General features: G+C 63.8%; 15 protein-coding genes. 8 read left to right on the top strand and 7 right to left on the bottom strand.

Going from position 1 to position 18,186, the window contains the following annotated elements:
* Positions 1 to 3: 3 nt before the first annotated feature.
* From ACUYV6_RS04150 to lpdA, 3 genes are all read right to left on the bottom strand, one after another.
* Entirely contained in the window at positions 4 to 705 is a 702-nt protein-coding gene (locus ACUYV6_RS04150; RefSeq protein WP_449277381.1) for a DUF4191 domain-containing protein, read from the bottom strand.
* A gap of 802 nt (positions 706 to 1,507) precedes the next feature.
* A complete protein-coding gene (gene sucB / locus ACUYV6_RS04145) occupies positions 1,508 to 3,301 on the bottom strand; it encodes a 2-oxoglutarate dehydrogenase, E2 component, dihydrolipoamide succinyltransferase (protein ID WP_449277380.1) in 1,794 nt (597 codons plus the stop codon).
* A 40-nt stretch (positions 3,302 to 3,341) separates the two neighbouring features.
* On the bottom strand, positions 3,342 to 4,715 hold the full coding sequence (gene lpdA, locus ACUYV6_RS04140; RefSeq protein WP_449277379.1) for a dihydrolipoyl dehydrogenase: 1,374 nt from the start codon (positions 4,713 to 4,715) through the stop codon (positions 3,342 to 3,344).
* A 142-nt stretch (positions 4,716 to 4,857) separates the two neighbouring features.
* On the opposite strand from lpdA, the gene ACUYV6_RS04135 reads away from it, so the two are divergent.
* Positions 4,858 to 5,775 (top strand): proteasome assembly chaperone family protein, encoded by a 918-nt coding sequence (locus ACUYV6_RS04135; protein ID WP_449277378.1) that lies wholly within the window; start codon positions 4,858 to 4,860, stop codon positions 5,773 to 5,775.
* A gap of 231 nt (positions 5,776 to 6,006) precedes the next feature.
* Positions 6,007 to 7,356, top strand: coding sequence for an RNA polymerase sigma factor (locus ACUYV6_RS04130; RefSeq protein WP_449277377.1), 1,350 nt, complete (start codon positions 6,007 to 6,009; stop codon positions 7,354 to 7,356).
* A 142-nt stretch (positions 7,357 to 7,498) separates the two neighbouring features.
* Here the strand turns inward: ACUYV6_RS04130 and ACUYV6_RS04125 are convergent, their stop codons facing one another.
* Positions 7,499 to 7,753, bottom strand: coding sequence for a DUF7455 domain-containing protein (locus ACUYV6_RS04125; RefSeq protein WP_449277376.1), 255 nt, complete (start codon positions 7,751 to 7,753; stop codon positions 7,499 to 7,501).
* Positions 7,754 to 7,953: 200 nt separating this feature from the next.
* Here ACUYV6_RS04125 and ACUYV6_RS04120 point away from each other — a divergent pair, with 200 nt between their 5' ends.
* Positions 7,954 to 10,047 (top strand): DNA gyrase/topoisomerase IV subunit B, encoded by a 2,094-nt coding sequence (locus ACUYV6_RS04120; RefSeq protein ID WP_449277375.1) that lies wholly within the window; start codon positions 7,954 to 7,956, stop codon positions 10,045 to 10,047.
* A 74-nt stretch (positions 10,048 to 10,121) separates the two neighbouring features.
* Here ACUYV6_RS04120 and ACUYV6_RS04115 read toward each other — a convergent pair whose 3' ends face one another.
* Positions 10,122 to 12,602 carry a DNA gyrase/topoisomerase IV subunit A gene (locus tag ACUYV6_RS04115; protein ID WP_449277557.1) on the bottom strand — a complete coding sequence of 827 codons (2,481 nt, stop codon included), beginning with the start codon at positions 12,600 to 12,602 and terminating at the stop codon, positions 10,122 to 10,124.
* Between the two features lie 10 nt (positions 12,603 to 12,612).
* Between ACUYV6_RS04115 and ACUYV6_RS04110 the strand changes: the two genes are divergently transcribed.
* On the top strand, positions 12,613 to 13,863 hold the full coding sequence (locus tag ACUYV6_RS04110) for an alkaline phosphatase family protein (RefSeq protein WP_449277374.1): 1,251 nt from the start codon (positions 12,613 to 12,615) through the stop codon (positions 13,861 to 13,863).
* Here the strand turns inward: ACUYV6_RS04110 and sepH are convergent.
* Positions 13,860 to 15,104, bottom strand: a complete 1,245-nt coding sequence (gene sepH, locus ACUYV6_RS04105; protein WP_449277373.1) for a septation protein SepH — start codon at positions 15,102 to 15,104, stop codon at positions 13,860 to 13,862. The genes ACUYV6_RS04110 and sepH overlap by 4 nt on opposite strands.
* Before the next feature lie 209 nt (positions 15,105 to 15,313).
* Here sepH and ACUYV6_RS04100 point away from each other — a divergent pair, with 209 nt between their 5' ends.
* Entirely contained in the window at positions 15,314 to 15,604 is a 291-nt protein-coding gene (locus ACUYV6_RS04100; protein ID WP_449277372.1) for a DUF4193 domain-containing protein, read from the top strand.
* Between the two features lie 188 nt (positions 15,605 to 15,792).
* Here the strand turns inward: ACUYV6_RS04100 and ACUYV6_RS04095 are convergent, their stop codons facing one another.
* Complete coding sequence (locus ACUYV6_RS04095; protein WP_449277371.1) at positions 15,793 to 16,260, bottom strand: DUF3093 domain-containing protein; 468 nt, start codon at positions 16,258 to 16,260, stop codon at positions 15,793 to 15,795.
* Between the two features lie 28 nt (positions 16,261 to 16,288).
* Between ACUYV6_RS04095 and dut the strand changes: the two genes are divergently transcribed.
* The 3 genes from dut to ACUYV6_RS04080 are packed head-to-tail and all read left to right on the top strand — an operon-like array spanning position 16,289 to position 18,151.
* Positions 16,289 to 16,726, top strand: coding sequence for a dUTP diphosphatase (gene dut, locus ACUYV6_RS04090; protein ID WP_449277370.1), 438 nt, complete (start codon positions 16,289 to 16,291; stop codon positions 16,724 to 16,726).
* A 16-nt stretch (positions 16,727 to 16,742) separates the two neighbouring features.
* On the top strand, positions 16,743 to 17,414 hold the full coding sequence (locus ACUYV6_RS04085; protein ID WP_449277369.1) for a DUF3710 domain-containing protein: 672 nt from the start codon (positions 16,743 to 16,745) through the stop codon (positions 17,412 to 17,414).
* Complete coding sequence (locus ACUYV6_RS04080) at positions 17,411 to 18,151, top strand: DUF3159 domain-containing protein (protein ID WP_449277368.1); 741 nt, start codon at positions 17,411 to 17,413, stop codon at positions 18,149 to 18,151. Before ACUYV6_RS04085 ends, ACUYV6_RS04080 begins: the two co-directional genes overlap by 4 nt.
* The last annotated feature ends 35 nt before the right edge of the window (positions 18,152 to 18,186 follow it).

The following is an 18,186-nucleotide window of genomic DNA, read 5'->3' as shown; positions in this document are numbered from 1 at the left end:
AGATCAGCGAGGACGCCCCGCACGAACCTTGTTCGGATCGATCCCCTTCGGAATTCCGATCGGAGCGGCCTGCAGTGACACGAGACGATTGTGTACGGCGACGACCTCTTGCCGGCGCAGAGTCGGCTTGAGCTTGATCAGCGTGCGCGACAGCTTCTGCAGCGGAACTGATCCTTCATCGGGGCCAACGTAGAGACGAGTGATCTGCACGTTCGGCAGGACGCGACGGACCTTGCGCTCTTCGTCGGACATCATGCGGTTCGTGCGCTGCTGCGGCCCTTCGCCGATCAGCACGACCCCGCCACGGCCGACGACGCGGTAGACCGCGTCGCGATTACGACTCATGGCGACAGGAGTCTCAGATCCACGCCACGAGCGGCGCAGCGCACCCTGCACGACAGCGCCAACGGCGCCCGGCTGCCCCTCGATCTGCCGGTAAGCCGTCGATTCAGCTCGTCGGCCGAGCACGATCATGACGAGGAGGATTCCCACCAGCACGCCGCTGACACTCCACATGATCCATGCGATCCAGCCGGAGCGGAGCAGAAGGGCGACACCCACCGCCACCACGATCGGTGCAATGAAGCTCAGCAGCAGCGCGAGCGGGAGATTGCGATCGTGCTTCTTGGTGCTGTGATAGATCTGCACCATCTGCTTGATGCGACCGGGTTCCTTGGTCGCCTTCTGCTTCGTGTCCTTGGCCATGCATCTAGAATATCGCGTTCAGCGGGCCTCGCAGGGCCTGTTCGCTCCGAGCGCCTGCTCGCATCACATCGGGATGATGTGTCCTTCGGTGCCAATTCTGTCCACCGATGAGCCGTTTGGTGCAGATTCACGTGCCATCGCGATTCAGAATATGCGCATGTCATCGTCCTTGCTGAGAAGCTTCACCTCTGAACATCCCGAGGCAGTACGGCAGCCTCGCACCCCTCGCGCGAAACGATGCGCTGCGTCAGGTGGTGTATCGGTATCGAAGATCACATCGGCAGGTGAGCTCGCGTGGACCGCCATGCAACTCGGGGTCTTCGGCATTGCTGCGAGACGTCGAGAGTGGTGCCGAGGCGAACTGCTCGCACACGAGGTCGAGGTGCACGCAGATGGGATTCGGATGCGTACTCCCCGTACGGGCCTGCGCGGGCGGCTCGCACACCGCAGCCGCGAGATGCGTGCACGTGCTCACGCAGGCAGGCATGATCCAGGCTGCGAGTCGCTTGGCATGCCCCGATCGGCATTCGTGCGGATACTGAGTGCGTGGGACAGCGTCGGCTCGGCACCGTTCATCATGGATGCGGTAGACGAAGGGATCTCCGAGCTGGCAGCGGCACTGCGCCGTGGAACCGCGTGGGAAGCAGACGAAGCGGAGGAGGTTCTCACATTCGCGATTTGTCGACGGATCAGCTTACGGCCGCCAAGCATGTCAACCCGGGTCGGCTTCGGTGATCTCCTCACATACGCAACGAGGCCGCACCCCGAAGGGTACGGCCTCGTCTAAGAGCACTGCGGTGAATCAGATTCCGAGGTCTGCCTCGAACTGGCCCGCCTCGAGCCGCTGCTTCACCTGAGTGAGGAAGCGCGCGGCGTCGGCTCCGTCGATGATGCGGTGATCATACGAGAGCGCGAGGTACACGGTGGAACGAATGGCGATGGAATCGCCCTCAGGGGTCGATACCACTGCGGGCTTCTTCACCACCGCGCCAGTGCCGAGGATGGCCGACTGCGGCAAGAACACCAAGGGCGTATCGAAGAGAGCCCCGCGCGAGCCGGTGTTGGTCAGCGTGAAGGTGCCGCCGCTGAGCTCGTCCGGAGTGAGCTTGTTGTCACGCGTGCGCGAGGCGAGATCTGCGATCTCACCGGCGATCTGCGCGATGTTCTTCTCGCCCGCATCGCGAAGCACCGGAGTGAGGAGGCCCCGCTCGGTGTCAACCGCGATGCTGACGTTCTCGGTTGCCGGGTACACGATGGAATCACCGTCGACCGTCGCGTTGATGATCGGATAGGTGCGCAACGCCTCGGCAGCAGCTACGGCGAAGAACGGCAGGAACGAGAGCTTCGAACCGGTCTTCTCCAGGAACTCGTCCTTCTTCGCCGCACGCAGCTGTGCCACGCGAGTCACATCGACCTCGACCATCGTGGTGAGCTGCGCGGTCTGCTGCAGTGACTCGACGGCACGTTCGGATACGAGCTTGCGCAGACGCGTCATCTTCTGCGTCGTACCCCGAAGCGGAGAAATCTCGGCTTCAGGGGCAGGAGCAGGCGCTTGCGATGCAGAGGCAGGCGCGCTCTGCGCAGGTCCGCTCGACTTCGCAGCCTCCAGAACGTCTTCCTTGCGGATCCTGCCGCCGACGCCGGTGCCGGTGACCTTCGAAAGGTCGACTCCGTGGTCTTGTGCGAGCTTGCGCACGATTGGCGTGAGGTACCCGGGGCTGGTGGCCTGCGCTGCGGGAGACGCCGGGGTTGCGGCCTCTGCGGGCTGCTGCGGCTCGGGAGCAGCGGGAGCGGGCGTCGGCTCGGGTCGAGCGTCGGCAGTCGGCTGCTGAGGCTCGGTCACCTGAGCTGAAGCCTCGGCAGGAGCAGACTGCGTGGCGGCCGCTGCAGCGGGCTCAGGGGCCGCCACGGGCTCGGGAGCAGCTGCGGGTGCTTCCGCAGCCGGTGCAGGAGCACCGCTGCCGACCCGTGCGAGTACTGCCCCGACCTCGGCGGTCTCATCTTCGCCGACGACGATCTCCTGGACGATGCCGGCCACGGGGGAGGGCACTTCGGTGTCGACCTTGTCCGTCGACACCTCCAGCAGCGGTTCGTCGACCTCGATGCTGTCGCCCACGCTCTTGAGCCACCGAGTCACCGTTCCTTCGGTCACGCTCTCACCGAGCGCGGGAAGAACGATGTCCTGCGCGTCGCCGGATGCCGCAGACTCAGCTGCTGCCGGAGCAGGCTCAGCCTCAGCAGTTGGCGCTTCGGCCGGTTCAGTTGGCGCTTCGGCCGGAGCTGCCGGGGCCTCGGGAGCTCCGGCGGGCTCTTCCGCCGGCTGCGGTGCGGGATCCTCGCTAGCGCTCGAAGCGCCGCTGCCGTCGCCGATGCGCACGAGCACGGCGCCGACCTCGACGGTTTCATCTTCGGGAACGAGGATCTCCTCGACTACTCCTGCGACGGGGGAGGGCACTTCGGTGTCGACCTTGTCGGTCGACACTTCCAGCAGGGGTTCATCGACGGCGACGGTATCGCCGACGTTCTTCAACCACCGGGTGACCGTTCCCTCGGTGACGCTCTCACCCAATGCGGGGAGGACGACCGATTCACTCATGGTGTTGTTCTCCGTTCGTTGTCAGTGCTCTTGGCTGCGTTTAGATCGCGTGCAGCGGTTTGCCGGCGAGCTTCAGCATGGCTTCACCGATGGTCTCGTTCTGCGTCGGGTGTCCGTGAATGAGCGGAGCGACATCCTCCGGATGCGCCTCCCAATTCACGATCAGCTGGGCCTCACCGACGAGCTCACCGACGCGTGCACCGATCATGTGCACGCCGACGACGGGGCCGTTGTTGACGCGGACGGCCTTTACTGTGCCGGCCGTGCCGAGGAGCGAGCTCTTCGCGTTGCCTGCGAGGTTGTACTCGTAAGCGGTGACATTCTCTGCGCCGTACTGATCCTTGGCCTTCGCCTCAGTGAGACCGACCGAGGCGATCTCGGGGTCGCAGTAGGTGACCTTCGGAATGTTCACGTCTGCGATGACCACCGGGGCAAGGCCGGCGATCTCCTCTGCAACGAAGATGCCCTGCTGGTATCCACGGTGTGCGAGCTGCAGGCCCGGAACGATATCTCCGACAGCGTAAATGCCCGGAACGTTAGTGGCCAGGCGTTCATTCGTGAGCACGAAGCCGCGATCCATCTCGATGCCGACCTCTTCGAAGCCCAGTCCTTGGGTCGCGGGTCCACGGCCCACGGCCACCAGCAGGTAGTCTGCCGTCAAGTTGGTGCCGTCTTCGAGGGCGACGGTCACGGAGTCGTCGTCCTGAGTAACCGACTGGAAGCGCACACCAAGCTTGAAATCGATACCGCGCTTCTTGAATGCACGCTCGAGCTGCTTTGAGACCGACTCCTCTTCGTTCGGCACGAGATGCGGGAGACCCTCGACGATAGTGACTTCCGCGCCGAAGGAGCGCCATACGCTCGCGAACTCAACACCGATCACACCGCCGCCGAGCACGATCACTCGCTTCGGCACCTCCTGCAGGTGCAGCGCATGCTCACTGGTGATCACGCGTCCGCCGATCTCCAAGCCGGGCAAGGATCGCGAGTAGGAGCCGGTGGCAAGCACGACATTCTTGCCCGTAATGCGATCGCCGCCGACTTCGACCGTGTTGGCCGAAACGAGGCGGCCTTCGCCCTCGATGACCGTGATGCCGTTCGCCTTGAGCAGACCCTGCAGGCCCTTGTGCTTCGAAGAGACGATGCCGTCCTTGTATGCATTGACCGCGTCCATCTCGATGCCGGCGACGCTGGACTGCACGCCGTACTTGGCGCCCTCGGCTGCGACGTCGGCGACCTCCGCAGAATGCAGCAGTGCCTTCGTGGGGACACACCCGCGGTGCAGGCAGGTTCCGCCAAGCTTGTCCTTCTCGATGACGGCGGCACTCTGGCCCAGCTGCTTCGCGCGGATCGCTACCGCATAGCCCGCGCTTCCGCCTCCGAGTACAACGATGTCAAACTGCTGATCGGCCAAGTGGGATCTCCCTCGGTTGCGTTCATGGATCGGTGCTCGCCTGCCGTTCCGGCGGTGCGCACTCATTCACCCTACTACCAATCTGGAAGCTCGGTTTGAGGCGGCGCGGGTTTCCTGGCGGGGGATTTCGTAGGATGGAGGTGTGACTGAAGCCATCTTCTCCGTCTCGTACCCGGAGCGCCGGGCGACGATCCCGTCCGGCCTGCCGATGATCGTCGTACTCGCCGGGTTGAGCGATGCCGGCGGAGCCGTCAGCCAGCTCGATAGTTATTTCTGGGAGAAGTCGCGCCCAGAGGAGTTCGTGAGATTCGACAGCGACCAGTTGCTCGATTATCGTGCCAGACGTCCGATCATCACGTTCGACGAGGATCATCTCACCGGCTACGAACCCGAGGAGCTCCTTCTGACGGTGGCACACGATGAGATGGGCACACCATTCTTACTGCTCAGCGGGTTCGAGCCAGATTTCAAGTGGGACGGGTTCATCGATGCGGTTCTGCTGTTGCAGCACGAACTGCAGGTGTCGACGACGGTCTGGGTGCATGCGCTCCCGGTTCCGGTGCCGCACACCCGTGCCCTCGGCTGCACCGTGAGCGGGAGCCGCGACGATCTCATCGAAGCGCACTCCGTCTGGCGGCCGACAACCAGGATCGCGGCATCGGCAGGACATGTTCTCGAGTATCGACTGCACAGCCTGGGGGAGGAGGTCGTAGGGTTCGCGCTCCTCGTGCCCCACTACCTCTCGAACACCGAGGTGCCCGACGCGCTGCTCGCGGCGCTGGACGGCATCATGTCGGCGACGGGGCTGCTCTTTGCGACCGATGAGACCCGGGAGCGCGCCAGGTCCTTTCAGAAGCAGGTCGATGAGCAGATCGCGGAAAGCGAGGAATCGCGGGAGATGGTGCGCGGCCTCGAGGAGCGCTACGACCGCTACATGGAGGATCAGTCGCCCAGATCACCACTCGTCGCGGAGGACGGCTCGCTCCCGACCGCGGAGCAACTGGCAAGCGAACTCGAACAGTTTCTGGCTGAGCAGCGCAAGCGAGGCGAAACGGAGTAGAGCCCGCTGGCGGTGAGATGCGCGAAACCGATAAGTTCGCTCGGCACTCTTGCGGATGGACACATCTTGGGTTAAGGCATGCAATAATGGAGGCCTAGCCCATTCAATCCGGCTGAATTCCCGCTCGTCGGGAATAGACCGGGCTTGACATGGGTTTTCATGCTGTGAGCGTGGAACGACGTCTCGTCGTCGCGCGCGTTCCAGGGTTTGCGACCACAGAGAGGCGGCTGCGTGGCCACTGCATCCACGACCAAGGCTCGGAAGACCTCCCGGAAGGCCGAGGAGGTCGCTCCCGAGGAAACCGAAGCGAAGGCGACTTCGGCAAAGAGCGGTGCCAAGAAGGCCACGTCGGCCAAGGGTGACGCAGCGAAGTCTTCCGCGACGAAGACCACCGCGAAGAAGTCGAAGACCGCTGAGAAGACTACTGAGGCGGCAGAGCAGAAGGCGACTGCACCCCGCAAGGCCGCCGCGAAGAAGGCGACGTCCAAGCGCGGCAAGAAGGCTGATGACATCGATATCGATGCGATCGCCGCCGGCGAACCGGAGACTGAGGAAGAGCCGGAGGAGAACACCAAGAAGGCGACTCCGGACGAGCCGCTCCCCACTGGTGCGATCGTGCTCAAGGCCTCCGACGAGGAGGACGTGCCGACGGTCACCACCGCGATCCCCGGCGCGACTGCCGATCCGGTGAAGGACTACCTGAAGCAGATCGGTAAGGTCGCGCTGCTGAACGCTGCCGAAGAGGTTGAGCTTGCGATGCGCATCGAGGCCGGCCTGTTCGCCGAGGAGAAGCTCGCGACAGAGAAGGGTCTGCCGAAGAAGCTGGAACGCGAGCTCAAATGGGTGGCCCGTGATGGTCAGCGCGCGAAGAGTCACCTCTTGGGCGCGAACCTGCGTCTCGTTGTTTCGCTTGCGAAGCGCTATACGGGTCGGGGCATGCAGTTCCTGGACCTGATCCAAGAAGGCAACCTGGGCTTGATCCGCGCTGTCGAGAAGTTCGACTACACCAAGGGCTTCAAGTTCTCGACCTACGCTACGTGGTGGATTCGCCAGGCGATCACCCGCGCAATGGCCGATCAGGCTCGCACCATCCGCATTCCGGTCCACATGGTCGAGGTCATCAACAAGCTCGCCCGTGTGCAGCGACAGATGCTGCAGGATCTGGGCCGCGAGCCCACGCCGGAGGAGCTGAGCCGCGAGCTCGACATGACCCCTGAGAAGGTCGTCGAGGTGCAGAAGTACGGTCGTGAGCCGATTTCGTTGCACACCCCGCTCGGCGAAGATGGCGATAGCGAGTTCGGCGACCTCATCGAGGACACAGAGGCGGTCGTGCCGGCCGACGCGGTGGGCTTCACGATGCTGCAGCAACAGCTCGAGCAACTGCTCGATTCGCTCTCGGAGCGCGAGGCGGGCGTGATCCGCATGCGTTTCGGCCTGGGTGACGGCATGCCGAAGACACTCGACCAGATCGGAGACACGTTCGGCGTCACGCGCGAGCGCATCCGTCAGATCGAGTCGAAGACCATGGCGAAGCTGCGCCACCCCTCGCGGTCGCAGCAGTTGCGCGACTACCTCGAGTAGGTCGAGGTAGCGCCGAGCATCGCTTCGCGCAGGTGCCCCTGATCTCATCCATGATCGGGACAACACATACGAAGAAGCCCCGGCCTTGGCCGGGGCTTCTTCGTATGCTCTTGCGGAGTGCGCGGGACGCGCAACGCCCTGCTCAGGCGTTCAGCTTGTGGCTCTCATCGTGCCACAGCTCTGCCATCGGGCGGAGCTTCGGTTCGACCTTGCGTGCATGGTGCGCGCAGAACAGCAGCTCGCTGCCCGAGAGCAGCGCCAGCACATATGCTTGGGCGCCGCAGCTGTCGCACCGGTCGAGGCCGGTCAGGGGGCGACCGGTCGGCGCCGACTCGACGGCATCGACCTCGGTCGCATCGATACCTGCGCCGGCGCGATCCTGTTCGAGCGTGGTCATGACGACCTCCCCTTCTCGTTTGCTTGCAGTACACCACTATCCAATCACGTTCCAATCGTCTTGACTTCTCGCTAGTGCGCCGGTTCGCTGTGCGCGTAGCTGCGCAGGCGGATCCGCACCTCGCCGCGGCAGATCCGCCTGCGTGACAGTGCCTGCCTCTACAGTGGTGGGGTCGCCCACGAAAGGGGAGTGCGAAGCACGTGGCAGAGTCCAGCTATTCAGCGCGTCACCTTACCGTTCTCGAAGGTCTCGAGGCGGTGCGCAAACGACCCGGCATGTATATCGGCACGACCGATTCCCGCGGCCTCATGCACTGCCTCTGGGAGATCATCGATAACTCCGTAGATGAGGCGCTCGCAGGATACGGCAATGCGATTGCGATCACCCTGCACGACGATGGCAGCGTGACGGTCTCCGACGACGGTCGCGGCGTGCCGGTAGATATCGAACCGCGCAGTGGCCTCTCCGGTGTCGAACTCGTGTATACGAAGCTCCATGCAGGCGGAAAATTCGGAGGCGGGGGTTACGCCTCCTCCGGTGGTCTGCACGGTGTCGGGGCTTCGGTCGTGAATGCGCTATCCGCCAGGCTCGACGTGGAGGTCGATCGCGACGGCAAGACTTGGGCCATGTCCTTCCGCCATGGCGAGCCTGGAGTCTTCGACGGCGATACCCCGGACAGCCCATTCTCGCCGTTTGAGGAGGCCTCGGAGCTCCGCGTCGTCGGCAAGGTGAAGAAAGGCGTGACCGGTACGCGAGTGCGCTACTGGGCGGACCCGCAGATCTTCCTCAAGGAGGCCCGCTTTGAGCCGGAGTCCCTCGTCGCACGGGCGCGCCAGACCGCATTCCTGGTTCCCGGGCTCGCGATCGAGATCCGTGACGAGCGAACGGATTCTCTCGACGAGACCGGCAACCCGGCCGTACACCGTTTCGAGTACGCAGGCGGACTCTCTGAGTTCGTCGAGTTCCTCGCAATCGATGCGCCCATCACCGATATCTGGCGTGTCACTGACTCTGCGACGTTCACTGAAACCGTTCCTGTTATGGACGACGCCACAGGACACCTCGTGTCTCGAGAGGTGGAGCGCACCTGCGAAGTCGACATCGCGGTGCGCTGGGGAACCGGTTACGACATCTCCGTGCAGAGCTTCGTGAATATCATCGCGACTCCCAAAGGCGGTACGCATCTCGCGGGGTTCGAGCAGGGACTCACTCGGTTCTTCCGCAAGCAGATCGAGCAGAACGCGAGAAAGCTCAAGGCTGGCAGCGACAAGCCGGAGAAGGATGACATCCTCACCGGACTCACCGCCGTGGTGACCGTCCGCGTTCCCGAACCTCAGTTCGAAGGCCAGACCAAGGAAGTGCTCGGCACGGCCGCCGTACGACAGATCGTATCCAAGTCTGTAGTGAAGGCGCTCGAGACGCGGTTCGCTTCGTCGAAACGTGAGGACAAGGCCCAGACGGGCGCTCTACTCGAGAAGATGGTCTCCGAGATGAAGTCCCGCATCGCGTTGCGTGCTCAGCGCGACACGCAGCGGCGCAAGACCTCGCTCGAGAGCTCCTCGCTTCCCGCCAAGCTCATCGACTGCCGCTCCAAGGAGGTGGCCGAGACGGAGTTGTTCATCGTCGAGGGCGATAGCGCGCTCGGTACGGCTCGCCCGGCGCGAGACAGCGAGTTCCAGGCCTTGCTTCCCATTCGAGGCAAGATTCTGAACGTGCAGAAGGCTTCGATCGCTGAGATGCTCTCGAATGCGGAGTGCGGTGCGATCATCAAGGTGATCGGTGCAGGATCCGGCCGCGATTTCGAACTCGACTCTGCGCGCTACGGCAAGGTCATCCTCATGAGTGATGCGGATGTCGATGGTGCCCACATTCGAACGCTGCTCCTCACGCTCTTCTTCAGGTATATGCGTCCCATGCTCGAAGCCGGGCGGGTGTATGCTGCCGTTCCTCCGTTGCACCGCGTCATCGTGCAGAATGCGGGTCGCAAGCCCAACGACGTGATCTATACGTACAGCGAGCGCGAACTCAATACGCTTCTCGCCGATCTCAGACGTCGCGGGAAGAAGTACCAGGAGCCGATCCAGCGGTACAAGGGGCTCGGAGAGATGGACGCAGACCAGCTCGCCGAAACCACGATGGACCGCGAGCACCGCACGCTCCGGAGGGTGCGAGTCGAAGATGCTCACGCGGCCGCTCAGATGTTCGAACTTCTGATGGGGAATGAAGTTGCCCCACGCAAGGAGTTCATCGTGGAGAACGCTGACGATCTCGACAGGGACCGCATCGACGCCTAGCGTCAGTGCGGTCAGCTCGGTGAGGCCAGGAGACGGCGCTGCCCGACCAGCGAGATGCGGCCAGGACCGCGCGGTCAGGGTGCCGCGCCGACCGCTGCCACGGCCGAGTCGAGAGGAGTTCCGGAGCCGTCGCGCTTGCCGAACTCGGTCGGCAGCTTGATGACGGATCCATTCGCGCCAAGCGCACGGGGCTCTTCGATACCGACCCAGGCGCAGCTGAGACGATCCTCCCATTTGAGGAATCGCTGAGTGCGAACTCCTCCGGTGGCACGACCCTTCGCCGGGTACTCGCTCCACGGCGTCACCTTGGCCGATGATGCCCCTGCGCCAGGTAGCGTCAGCGAGCTGTCAGCGATAGTCACGACGCGAGCTTCGGCGCCCTCGGGAACCGAGGCTGCGAACACGACCCGACCCTGGGCGCCGAGCTTGATGCCGGCCATGCCTCCGGCCGGTCGCCCCTGGGGGCGGACCGCAGAGGTCGGGAAGCGCAGGAGCTGCGCCTCGTTCGTGACGATCGCGAACTCTGCGCCGTCCGGTGCCGGGAAAACCGAGACCAGCTGGTCGTCACTCTTCAGCCCGATGACCTCGAACTCGGGCCGAGCTGGAAGGTCAGTCAGGACGACGCGCTTCACGACACCACGCTCGGTGAGCATGCCGATCGGTTCAGGAACGGTACCACTGTCGCCGGTCAGCGGAACGATCCCGACAATCCGAGGAGCCGATTTCGGCAGACCGAGATAGTCGGTGAGGTGCACGCCGGCAGAGAATGCGATCGATGCGGAGGGGACCAGCGGCAGATCCACCGGTGCGAAACGGTGCAGGGTGCCATCAGTCAGCACTGCGCCCAGCTCACCGCGCGCGGTTCCGTCGACTCTGGAGATCACTGCGCCGTGCTTCGTCGCACGGGATGGCGGGCGTGTGGTCTCGGCCTCAGGGTCGCGCTCAATGCGGAGCGCCTTTCCGGAGGCCGAGAGCAATACCGTGCAGGGGCTATCGGCAACTTCCAGGGATGTCTTGCCCGCTGCTGCTCGACTCGGTCGCGCAACCGCCCCGGTGAGTACGGTGCGTCGCGGTGTTCCGTATGATTCGGCGACGGCATCGAGTTCGGTGATGACCACCTGCTTCAGGCGATCCTCACTGCCCAGTATCTCGAGCAGTTCTTCGATGCCGCGCTGCAGCTCATCGCGTTCGGCCTCGAGTTCGACGCGTGAGAACTTGGTGAGACGGCGCAAACGAAGTTCGAGGATGTATTCGGCCTGCGCCTCGGAAAGGTCGAAGACCTGCATCAGCCGTGTACGAGCGGCTTCAGAATCATCGCTCGTGCGGATGAGCTGAATCACTTCATCAATATCGAGGATCGCGATGAGGAGGCCCTCGACCAGGTGCAGCCGCTCCCGACGCTTGCGCAGACGGAACTCGGACCGCCTCGTCACGACCGCGAGTCGATGATCGAGGAACACTCGGAGCATCTCGCGAAGCCCCAACGTCTGTGGCTGCCCGTCGACAAGGGCGACTGAGTTGATGCTGAACGAGTCCTCGAGCGGTGTGTAGCGGTAGAGCTGCTCGAGTACCGCATTCGGATCGAAGCCCGTCTTCAGCGTGATGACGAGCCGGAGACCGTTCTTGCGGTCCGTGAGGTCGGCAACATCAGCGATGCCGGAAAGCTTCTTGTTCTCGACCCCTTGCTTGATCTTTTCGATGATGCGCTCGGGGCCGACCAGGTAGGGCAGCTCAGTGACGACCAAGCCTGTGCGTCGTGCGGTGATCTGCTCGGTGCTGACCTTCGCCCGGGTACGGAAGGCGCCGCGACCACTGCGGTAGGCGTCCTTCACTCCGTCAAGACCGACGATGATGCCGCCACCGGGCAGATCTGGCCCTGGGATGAACTCCATGAGTTCATCGACCGTGGTGTCGGGACGCAGCAGCAGGTGTTTCGCACCTTCGACGACCTCGATGAGGTTGTGGGGGGCGAGGTTCGTAGCCATGCCAACCGCGATACCCGATGCACCATTCACCAGCAGATTCGGTACGGCGGAGGGCAGCACGTCAGGCTGCATGATTTGGTTGTCGTAGTTCGGGACGAAGTCGACGACGTCCTCATCGAGCGACTCGGTCATCGAAAGCGCTGCCCCGGTAAGCCGCGCCTCGGTATAACGGGAGGCGGCTGGGCCGTCGTCGAGCGAACCGAAGTTTCCGTGGCCGTCGACGAGTGGCAGGCGCATGGCGAAGGACTGAGCGAGGCGCACCAGTGCGTCGTAGATCGAGGAATCGCCGTGCGGGTGGAGTTTGCCCATGACTTCGCCCACGACGCGCGCCGACTTCACGTGACCCTTTTCGGGTCGAAGCCCCATCTCCGTCATCATGAAGAGGATGCGGCGCTGTACGGGCTTCATGCCGTCACGCGCATCGGGAAGTGCGCGCGAGTAGATCACGGAATACGCGTACTCGAGGAACGAGGACTCCATCTCCTGGGAGATATCGACGTCTTCGATGCGCTCGACCGCTCCCGCGGTGTCGGCGCCTGAGCTCGGAACAGTGTTCGGGGCGTCGGTCATAATGGTGCTCATGCTACCGATTGCCAGCGACAATGGCGCGAGGCTTGCCGCGATTCTGCCGACGGGTATTGCCGCGCTTGCCCGCGGCCTGGGAACAGACGCTGAACAGGTGCTTGCCGCAGTGCTGCCAGGGGCCGCTCCCCGGATTCCCGACGCACTTCCCGGCGTACGTTCCCTCGTGGTCGTCGTCGTCGATGGTCTCGGTCATGCGAATCTGCGTGCTCGTGCCGGGCACGCGCGTGCCCTTTCGGCGCTCCCGCAACGTCGGATCGAGACTGTGATTCCGTCGACTACTGCGGCGGCGCTCACGACGATCACCACGGGGCGACTGCCCGGTGAGCACGGACTGGTGGGCTACCGTATTCGCCACCCGAAAGCTGGTCTGATCTCGCCGCTGAAGGAATGGGAGGGGGTCGACGATCCGGGAGCATGGCAGCGTGCGACTCCGCTGTTCGGAACCGCTGCCGCATTCGGCGTTCGCACGTACGCACTGGGACGCCCGGCGCATGCGACGGGCGGACTCACCGAGGCGATCCTGGCCGGAGCCGAGTATCTCGGTGGTCAGCGTATTGCAGACCGTTTCGCCCAAGCATCGGGAGTGTTGCGCGGAGCACAGCCGACGCTCTGCTACCTCTACATCGATGAGCTCGACAAAGCGGGTCATGAGCACGGTTGGGAAGGGGACCGCTGGCTGCAGCGGCTTGAGCAGTTCGACGCCGCTCTTGATGATTTCCTCCGCGGGCTTCCTGGGGATGTCGGCGTGGTCGTGACCGCGGATCATGGGATGGTCGATGTTCTCGGGCATCAGCACGTTCTCCTCGATGCGGATGACGATCTCTTCCGAGGGGTGCAGGAGGTGGGCGGTGAGCCCCGCATGCGTTCCCTGTATCTGCGCGACCCGGATGAGGCAGAGGAGTTAGCGGCTCGGTGGTCGCAACGAGAAGGCAAGCGGGCTTGGGTGGGCACGCGGGAAGAAGCCGTCGCGAATGGGTGGTTTGGTCCGACCAGTCCCGAAGTTGCCGAGCGCATCGGGCACATCATCATCGCGGCACGCAAGCGGGTCGCCTACTACTGCTCGACAGACGATCCGCGAAGTCGAGAAATGATCGGTCAGCATGGCAGCCTGGGGGAGGACGAGCGGGGTGTGCCGCTGATCCTTGGAGGGGCGCTCATCGGGACCGGGTTCGCTGCAGCGGTATCTGCGATCGCTTCAGAACGTGTGAGCTCTGAAGCCTCAGCTGAGCAGCGGCGGGCAGGTTAGGACTGCTCGTCGTCTCCGCGGGTTCCGAAGAGGATGTCGTCCCAGCTTGGGATCGAGGCTCGTCGTTTGCTCCGGCCACTATCGGGTGAGGAGCCGGCAGAACTCGGCTTCGCGCTTCCTGTCTCCGGAGCCGGGCCCTCTTGCTTCGTCTCCTGTCGAGGCCGACCAGACGAAGACACGGCTGCCCACAGGTCTGGACCCGAACTGGGGCGACGTCGCTTCGAAGCGGTCGCGTCCTCTGATTCCTGCTGCGGTTCAGGGGACGGCAGCAACTGAGGCTGCTCGCCGCGGTGTGCTGCATCCGTGTCCGAGGAGCGTACATCTGTCTCCGCGTTCGACGACTCAGGTGCATCTTGTTCAGGGAGGAGGCCCCGTTCCCGCTCGCCGCGGCGTCGACGCAGAGCGTCGAGAAGATCCGCTGTCTGGGCCAGGTTGTCCCCATCATCTTCAGGCAGCGAGCTGATGGCGCGTTGATCGATCTCTCGTCGACGCTCGAATTCCGCCTGCGGATCGGTCTCATGGTCGCTGGGAGTGGAATCCGGAGATGTCTCTTCGGCTTCGGACCCTTCAGCCCCAGTGGCCGTACGGGCGTCCCCTTCGACGTCGGAGTCCTCGTCGGAATCGAAGGTCGCAGCATCGAAGCCGTCGGCTGCAGAATCCACAACGCGGAGCTTGGGAATCAGACGATCGCCCACATCACCCTGTTTGGAGAGGGTTACAGCATCAGAGGACGCGGGTGCGAGTACGCTCTTTCGGTGGTCGAAGGACCAGATTGCGCGATGCTCCACGTCCCGAGAACGGAAATCGAGCCCGATCATCCATCCCGTATCCTCGTCGCGCCACGCAGACCAGGAGGCGTCTTCGGCGCCGATGCTTTCGAGACGTTGAGCGATCACATTGCCGAACCGCTCGCTGTCGCCGTCACCGGGCTCGGTGCGCACGGCCACTGCGTGGGCGCGCTCGAGGATGAACTCGCGTTCTGCGACGACGGGGCCCTCGTAGCGTTCGATGTCGCTCTCGTCGAGGCCGGTGAGCTCGACCACCTCGGCACGGGTTCGACCCGCCCTGATGAGTGCTTGGATCTCGCGAGGACGCACGCGTGCCCCGCTGGGCTCCTTACGGCTCAGATGCCGCAGTTCGGCCAGTACGGTGTCGTCGACCACGAGGCGGTACTCCTCGCCGGCCTCGGTCGTCACGATGAGCGACCGCTCATCGCGTCGCACCAAACGCAGTTCATCCATCGCTGCTACCTCCCGAGTCGCAAGCCAGACTGTCATACGGAGGGGTCAAGTGCACTGATTGAGCCGGGCGCGGTGCATTTTCGTCTGCTTCGCTTTCGGGTTCTCCAAGGGCGCGTGTCGCCGAGGGTTTGCGCGATCGGTGACAGTCGGGCAGAATAGCGCCGCCCAGAGGTTGAAGTGCCGATCATGGCACGGGAATGCAGGAGAGTATGGCCACCGATTACGACGCGCCTCGCAAGTCCGAGGAAGAGACCGACTCCATTGAGGCGCTGAAGGAGCGCGTCCCGGCAAAGAGTGCCTCAAGCATTGACTCCGAGGACGCTGATAACCCGAGCTTTGACCTGGGCGGTTCCGACCTCTCCGACGTGGATCTCGATGTTGTTGTGCTGCCACAGCAGGATGACGAGTTCACCTGCGTCAATTGCTTCCTGGTGCGCCACCGTTCGCAGATCGATCACGAGACTGATCTTGGTCCGGTGTGCGCAGAATGCTCAGGCTGAAAAGCGTCAGCTTTTCAGCGCATTCTGCGCTGGCGCCGCTGCGCCAGGAGTGCTCGGGCTAGAACGCGCAGCGTTCTAGGTGCACTCCGCGGTGCCGCCCACGGCGGCAGCCCACAGAGAACGGAGCGCAGCGACGTTCCGGGTGGCAGAGTGCTCGGGCTAGAACGCGCAGCGTTCTAGGTGCACTCCTAGGCGGCCGCTTGCGCGGTTTTCAGCGCAACATCGAGGTCGGCCGGGCGGCGTGACGAAACCACCCAGTACGGTGCCGGATCGCGCGGGTCGACATTCTCGATCTTGATGGCCTGCTTGACCGTGCCGCGGATCATGAGGAAGGCGCGCGCATCGAGATCGACTCCGATGGTGCGTTTGAGCTCCGTCTCACCGATCAACCGGGTACGGCCGAGCTGTCGCACGGGGATCGATGCGCGGCCTGCAGTGAACTGCCCGTCCGCGATCGCAACGACCGGGCTCCCGAGCAGCATGATCACAATGACGAGTGCAGTAACGAGGAGTGCTACAGGCAGCGCAATGGCGGCATTTATAGGTGTGAGCACGAGGCTCACCGACGGAATCAAGAAGACCACCGGCAGGATCAGCTGCCACAGGCTGGGCCAAAGTCGTTCACGGTAATCGGCAGTACGCGCAACTGTGCTCATGCCAATCATTATCCGATACCCTAACCGAGTGACTGATGTGGTTGAGGTGCCGATCACGGCCGAGAATGTTCCGAGCTACGCCTTGCCGGGTGACGCCGGCGCTGATCTACGCGCTTCAGAGGCCGTCGAGCTTGCTCCCGGCGAGCGTGCGCTCATCGGAACCGGCGTGGCGATCGCCCTCCCTGAGGGGTATGCGGCGTTCGTCGTTCCGCGCAGTGGCCTCGCCGCGAAGCACGGCATCACTGTCGTGAATTCGCCGGGCACCGTCGATGCGGGCTACCGCGGGGAAATCAAAGTGACTCTGCTCAACACGGACCCCCGGGAGACCTTTCGTGTCTCACCGGGCGACCGCATCGCGCAGATGATTGTCACACCGGTGTCGCAGGCGCGATTCGTGCCGGTTGCCGAGCTGCCGGAGAGCGCTCGCGGTGCCGGCGGATTCGGTTCGACCGGTGTGAGCAGCTGAAGAGGAGAAGACCAAGATGAGCGAAGAGACACAGAAGTCCGCTGATGAGATTGAGGCTCGCGAGCCGGAAGCGCCGGAGGTCGACGAGTCGAAGTCTGCTCCGGACGACCGTGCGAGTGCCGGCCCGTTCGATGTGTCCGAGGTGCGTTCGATGCGCCCATATGTCGATCTCGGTGGCATCAAGGTGGCACCACGTGAGGGGCTGCAGTTGCGTCTCGAAGTGGACGAGCGTGCGAAGCGCGTTGTCGCAGTCTCCTTGGGGTACGCCGATTCGATGCTGCAGGTCCAGGCATTCTCCGCACCCAAGACGCTCGGACTCTGGCACCAGGTTCGTGCAGAACTTCGCCAGCAGATCTCATCGCAGGAACTCACAGCGACCGAGATCGAAGGCCCCTTCGGTCCGGAGCTCGCTGCAGAAACCCGCGTCCCGGCCGAACAGGGTGGCGGCACCCGCGAGATTCGTCTCATTGGTGTTGACGGACCGCGCTGGCTGCTGCGCGGAGTCGTGATGGGGAAGGCCGCCACCGATGCGGAGGCACGCGCGAAGCTTGATTCCGTTTTCCGTGACCTCGTCGTCGTACGCGGCGATCAGCCGATGCCGCCGAGTGAGCTCCTCGCGCTCAAAGTTCCCGCGGGCGTAGCCCAAGGCGGCCAGCAACAGCAGCAGGAGCAGGTGCACGAAGCTTGAGCGAGACACCACCTGCCGAACCCGAGCAGGCGCGTCTACGCGTCGGCGGGACGCTCGGCCGCACGGTGCAGGCCGGTCTTGATGGTGAGGCGGTCTCAGCTGGGGGAGTGCTCGCCGCTATCGGCGGAGTGCGCGGGGTCGTCGAGTCGCTACTCCCAGGCTTGCTCTTCCTGGTCGTGTACGTCTTCACCCAGGACGCCACGCTCTCCGTGATCGCTCCGGCCGCTCTTGCGGTGATTGCAGTGCTCGTCCGGCTCGTTTCCGGGCAGCCCGTGGTCTCGGCGCTGTCGGGAGCGCTCGGCGTCGGCGTGTGCATCGCGGCGACGCTCTGGACGGGGAGCGGGCGCGACTACTTCCTCCCGGGCTTTCTGATCAACACCGGCTGGATCGCGGCCTTGTTGATCTCCGTGCTGGTCGGATGGCCACTGCTCGGACTGGTCATGGGCGCCTTGCGTGGTGACCTCACCGGGTGGCGCCGTATTCGGCTCTTGAAGCGAGCGGCCACGCTCACCTCGTTGCTCTGGCTGACCTTGTTTGTCGCGAGGCTCGCGGTGCAGGTCCCTCTGTATCTGGCGGACCAGGTGGAGGCACTCGGCGTTGCACGGCTCGTCATGGGTGTTCCGCTGTTTGCTCTGGTCGTACTTTTCACGTGGCTCATATTGAGTCGCACCTCACAATCATCTGATGATGATGCGCGTGAATCCGTTGAAAACACTGGGGAGAACCCGCAGGCCTGACTCCGGCGAAGCATCCTCAAAAGGTGTAGAGTTAT

It is taken from the genome of Leucobacter sp. GX24907 (assembly GCF_053567335.1).
The sequence above is the reverse complement of the archived record's forward strand: the minus strand, read 5'-3'. Positions and strand labels throughout refer to the sequence as shown.

What these genes read in the sequence shown, in the direction of transcription:
- ACUYV6_RS04150 (WP_449277381.1), bottom strand. Translation starts at nt 705, where the DNA reads ATGGCCAAGGACACGAAGCAGAAGGCGACCAAGGAACCCGGTCGCATC.
- sucB (WP_449277380.1), bottom strand. Translation starts at nt 3,301, where the DNA reads ATGAGTGAATCGGTCGTCCTCCCCGCATTGGGTGAGAGCGTCACCGAG.
- ACUYV6_RS04125 (WP_449277376.1), bottom strand. Translation starts at nt 7,753, where the DNA reads ATGACCACGCTCGAACAGGATCGCGCCGGCGCAGGTATCGATGCGACC.
- ACUYV6_RS04115 (WP_449277557.1), bottom strand. Translation starts at nt 12,602, where the DNA reads ATGACCGACGCCCCGAACACTGTTCCGAGCTCAGGCGCCGACACCGCG.
- ACUYV6_RS04110 (WP_449277374.1), top strand. Translation starts at nt 12,613, where the DNA reads ATGCTACCGATTGCCAGCGACAATGGCGCGAGGCTTGCCGCGATTCTG.
- sepH (WP_449277373.1), bottom strand. Translation starts at nt 15,104, where the DNA reads ATGGATGAACTGCGTTTGGTGCGACGCGATGAGCGGTCGCTCATCGTG.
- ACUYV6_RS04100 (WP_449277372.1), top strand. Translation starts at nt 15,314, where the DNA reads ATGGCCACCGATTACGACGCGCCTCGCAAGTCCGAGGAAGAGACCGAC.
- ACUYV6_RS04095 (WP_449277371.1), bottom strand. Translation starts at nt 16,260, where the DNA reads ATGAGCACAGTTGCGCGTACTGCCGATTACCGTGAACGACTTTGGCCC.
- ACUYV6_RS04085 (WP_449277369.1), top strand. Translation starts at nt 16,743, where the DNA reads ATGAGCGAAGAGACACAGAAGTCCGCTGATGAGATTGAGGCTCGCGAG.